Raw genomic sequence first — 4,060 nt, 5'->3', positions numbered from 1 at the left:
GTGGGCACCAGGCCTTGCGGCGAACGGGCAAACAGCGCCGCGCCCAGCGTCGATTCCAGCTCACGCATGTGGCGCCCAAGGCTGGGCTGGGTCATGTCCAGCGCGCGGGCCGCACCCGACAGGCTGCCTTCCCGCATCACGGCGAGAAAGGACCGATAAAGCTCCCAAGCGGGTTCCACGTTGGCCATGCATATTTTTATAGCAGATCTTCGCCGATCGGCAATTTTCTTTTAGCTGCCGGGCTCGCAAGCTGTGGCCCTCCCCAACGAGGACTTGTCATGCAATCGCAGCGTACGGCTCTAGTGATCGGCGCCAACGGCGGGATTGGCCAGGAAACCTGCACGGCCCTGCTGCGACGCGGCTGGCAAGTGCGCGCTCTGGTCCGCAAGGTCCCGGAAGCGGGTCCGAACACCATCGACTGGCGCATCGGCGATGCCATGCAGCGCGCCGACGTCCTCGACGCGGCGGCCGGTGTAGACGTGATCGTCCATGCCGTGAACCCACCGGGCTACAAGGCATGGAACCAGTTGGTGCTGCCCATGGTGGACAACACCATCGCCGCCGCCCAGGCGAATGGCGCCCGCATCGTGCTGCCGGGCACCGTCTACAACTACGGTCCGGACGCCTTTCCCCTGCTTGGCGAGGAGGCGCCGCAGCATCCACGCACCCGCAAGGGCGAGATTCGCGTCGAGATGGAGCGCCGTTTGCGGGCCGCCGCGCAGACAGGTGCCCGCGTGCTGGTGCTTCGCTGCGGCGACTTCTTTGGACCGCGCGCCGGCAACAACTGGTTCGCGCAGGGTTTGCTGCAGGCCGGCAAGCCGGTCACGCGCATCGCCTATCCCGGCGACTACAGCATCGGCCATAGCTGGGCCTATTTGCCGGATGTCGCTCAGACGCTGGTACGCCTCCTCGATCGCGAAGCGGAGTTGGCACCGTTTGAGCGCTTTCATTTCGGCGGCCACTGGGTCGACGGGCACGCCATGCTCGACGCCGTGCGTCATGCCACCGGCGACGACACGATCAAGGCTGGGCGTTTTCCCTGGTGGCTGGCGCAGCTCGCCTCGCCGTTCAACGAAACCATGCGCGAGCTCTGCAAGATGCGCTATCTGTGGCGCGACCGCGTCCAGCTCGACGATGCCAAGCTCAAGGCGTTCCTTGGAAACGAGCTCTATACGCCATTCGACCAGGCGGTTCGCGCAGCACTTGTCGGTGCCGGCTGCATCAGCAAGGTCGCCGGCCACGCAGATGCGCCGGCGTGATACGCGCAGCGCCGATCAGTCGATCGGCGTGTGGCGGTATTTGCCGACGTCGCGCTCCATCACCACCGAGGCGGAGTTCGTCCACGACCTGCGGATGTAGGTCACCACCGCCGCAACATCGGCGTCGCTCAATTGCTGCGCGAACGGCGGCATCGAATAAGGCCGCGGATTGCCCTTGGTCACCGGCGCAAATCCGCCCAGCAGGACCACGCGCATCGCATTGATGGCGGTCGGCTCATTCACCGAAGAATTGCCATTGAGCGGCGGATAGACACCCACCACGCCGTTGCCGTCCTYGCCGTGGCAATCCGCGCAACGCTGTTCGTACACCTTCGCGCCCTGCGCCATGATGGCGTGCGTGTCGAGCAACGATTCCTGCGACTTTGTTGCGGCCCGCGGCGGCAAGGATTGCAGATAGGTGGCGATCGCACGCAGGTCTTCATCGTGCAGATGCTGCGTGCTCTGCACCACCACGTCGGCCATGGGGCCAAACGCCGTGCCGCGCGCGGACTGACCCGTCTTCAGCAGATCGACGATGTCCTGCTCGCTCCAGCCGGCAAGGCCGCCATTGGCTTGCATGCTCAGATCCGGCGCGTACCAGTTTTGCGCGGGAATCTGTCCGCCGGCCAGCGAAGCCTTGCCTTCCTGCCCGCCCAAGGAATCGCGCGGTGCATGGCATTCGTTGCAATGGCCCAAGCCCTGCACGAGATACGCGCCGCGATTCCATGCATCGGATTTCGACGCATCGCGCTGGAACTCGCCTTCATGGAAATACAACGCGCGCCACGCCTTCAGTCCGCTGCGCACGCTGTATGGAAATTCCAGCGTCGGTTGTTGCGCTGGCGCATGCACGGGCGCCAACGATTGCAGATAGGCGAACATCGCCAACGCATCGTCGCGCGACACCTTGGTGTAGGAGGTATAGGAGAACACCGGATACAGCAATTCACCCTGGCGTCCCTTGCCGCTGTGCAGCGCCTGCCAGAAATCCTCGAAGCTCCAGTCACCCAACCCAGTCGCGTGATCAGGCGTGATATTGGGCGAGGGAATATTTCCGAACGGCGTAGGCAGCACGCGTCCACCTGCGTAACGCTCGCCACCTTGGGCGGTGTGGCACGACGCGCAATCACCCACCGCTGTGAGGTATTCGCCCTTCGCGATCAGCGCCGGATCCTTCAAACTCGCTCTATCGGCCCTGCTGGTGGATGGCGCCACGGAAGGCTTCGCCTCATGCTGGAACCACCACCAGCCACCGGCCAGCAGCAGAACCACGACAACGATGATCGCCATGCGCTTCATGCGCCGTCTCCCTTGTCGCCAAGCACGCCACAACGAAGCGGCGGCGTCACCGACCCTGGCGCCTGCGCGTGCATGTCGGCCGGCAGTGCACGGCTGGCCAGCCATGCCGACACGGCGGTGATGTCCGAGTCGCTCAGGCGATTGGCGATTTCCGCCATGCAGTCCGGTGCCGTCATCGCTCGCGTTTTTGTCCGCCATGAGCCGAGCTGCGAGCTCAGGTAGTCGTACGGCAAGCCGACCAGTCCCGGAATATCGGGCTGCACGCCGGTGAGCTGACTGCCATGGCAAGACTGGCAAGCGGGAATCTGGCGCGACGGATCACCATGCAGCACCAGCGTTTCGCCGCGCTCTTGCGCTTGCGCGGTGATGCGGGGCAACGGCGAAGGCGCGTAAGGAACCTCTTGCGCGGCGAAGTACTCGGCAATCTCGTGCATGTATTCGGGGCTGAGCTGCCGCACGGTGTATTCCATCGGACCGTACTTGCGCAGGCCCAGCTGGAAATCCTTCAGCTGGCGCGCGAGATAGCCGGCGGGCTTACCCGCCAGGCGCGGAAAAAATCCGCTTTCCGGCGTGCCTTCACCATGCGCGCCGTGGCAGGCGGTGCATGCAGCAATGCGTTGCTGCAGCGTGTCGGGAATAACAGGATGCGGCGCGTCCTGTGCGTGGACAAGGCCAACATGCGCCAACAAGATCAACGCCATCCATGCGCCCCATGCGCGCCCGGCCTGCGACCACTTCGCTGAAAGGGTTTTCATGTTTCCCCGACCTACGCCTGAGTGCGCGGCGAGAACGTGCCGCGCCGCAACGGTGGTCGATTATAGGCGCGCATCCACGCTGTGCAGGATCAAACCATCAGACGGCGCGATTTAGCGACATCATGCCGCACAAGCTTGATCCCGGTGCTGTCGATTTCCCGTGTGGGTCAGGCCGACACCGCTCGATCCAGCGGCGGCATCTGCAGCGAAGCCGGCGTGTCGACGCGCAACGCGTCGTGCAACAGCAGGGTCACGCCAAGATGATCCTGGCTCTCGCGTTCGTGCACCACGCCACCGTAGATGAGCGCGCGTTCGCGCACGGTGGCCATGCCCTGTCCATTGGTGCCGAGCAGCGATACGAGCTGGCGCCATTCGGGTACCGGCCGACCGCGCTGCGCAGGCGCCGAGCGAACGGCGCTCATGCGCAACACTACCCAGCGCCGGCCGTGCGAGCAGCCGCCGCGAATATGTACGCGCACGCGCTTCATCGGCTCGCGCGCCAGCATGTACACCAGCACTTCGCAGGCCTGGCGGTAGAGCATCATGTGGACGTCGGGCGCCAGCAGGTTGAGGCCGCTGCCGGTGAGCGTGCAGCTGTAGACCGCGCCCACCAGCGAGGCGGCCTTCGACAATGGACCGCTCTCGAAGGTCGCCGCCAAACCATGTTCACGCCAGGCGCGCGGATGCAGGGCGTCGGCGAGGCGCTGCATTTCCAGCTGGGTCAGATCCAGGTGCCGTGCATAGGTC

General features: G+C 64.8%; 5 protein-coding genes. 1 reads left to right on the top strand and 4 read right to left on the bottom strand.

The genetic code is table 11. The annotated features are described in order from the left end of the window. A partial coding sequence (locus AC1DMG_RS20625; protein ID WP_477181012.1) for a helix-turn-helix domain-containing protein occupies positions 1–188 on the bottom strand: 188 nt, incomplete at its 3' end. Between the two features lie 90 nt (positions 189–278). Here AC1DMG_RS20625 and AC1DMG_RS20620 point away from each other — a divergent pair. Next, positions 279–1,259, top strand: coding sequence for an NAD-dependent epimerase/dehydratase family protein (locus tag AC1DMG_RS20620; RefSeq protein ID WP_477176726.1), 981 nt, complete (start codon positions 279–281; stop codon positions 1,257–1,259). A 15-nt stretch (positions 1,260–1,274) separates the two neighbouring features. On the opposite strand, the gene AC1DMG_RS20615 is transcribed toward AC1DMG_RS20620, so the two are convergent. The 3 genes from AC1DMG_RS20615 to AC1DMG_RS20605 form a co-directional block, all read right to left on the bottom strand. After that, the gene (locus AC1DMG_RS20615) at positions 1,275–2,558 is read right to left on the bottom strand and encodes a c-type cytochrome (RefSeq protein WP_477181011.1); all 1,284 of its coding nucleotides are present in this window, start codon (positions 2,556–2,558) and stop codon (positions 1,275–1,277) included. Further along, the gene (locus AC1DMG_RS20610) at positions 2,555–3,259 is read right to left on the bottom strand and encodes a c-type cytochrome (protein WP_477176733.1); all 705 of its coding nucleotides are present in this window, start codon (positions 3,257–3,259) and stop codon (positions 2,555–2,557) included. Before AC1DMG_RS20610 ends, AC1DMG_RS20615 begins: the two co-directional genes overlap by 4 nt. A 221-nt stretch (positions 3,260–3,480) precedes the next feature. Further along, positions 3,481–4,060: hypothetical protein (locus tag AC1DMG_RS20605; protein ID WP_477181010.1), on the bottom strand; the 580-nt coding region annotated here is incomplete at its 5' end.

Source organism: Dyella sp. 01N36, from assembly GCF_056399745.1.
This window is presented reverse-complemented; position numbering and strand designations above follow the sequence as displayed.

Coding starts and splice junctions, on each gene's coding strand:
- AC1DMG_RS20610 (WP_477176733.1), bottom strand. CDS start 3,259: ATGGCGTTGATCTTGTTGGCGCATGTTGGCCTTGTCCACGCACAGGAC.
- AC1DMG_RS20620 (WP_477176726.1), top strand. CDS start 279: ATGCAATCGCAGCGTACGGCTCTAGTGATCGGCGCCAACGGCGGGATT.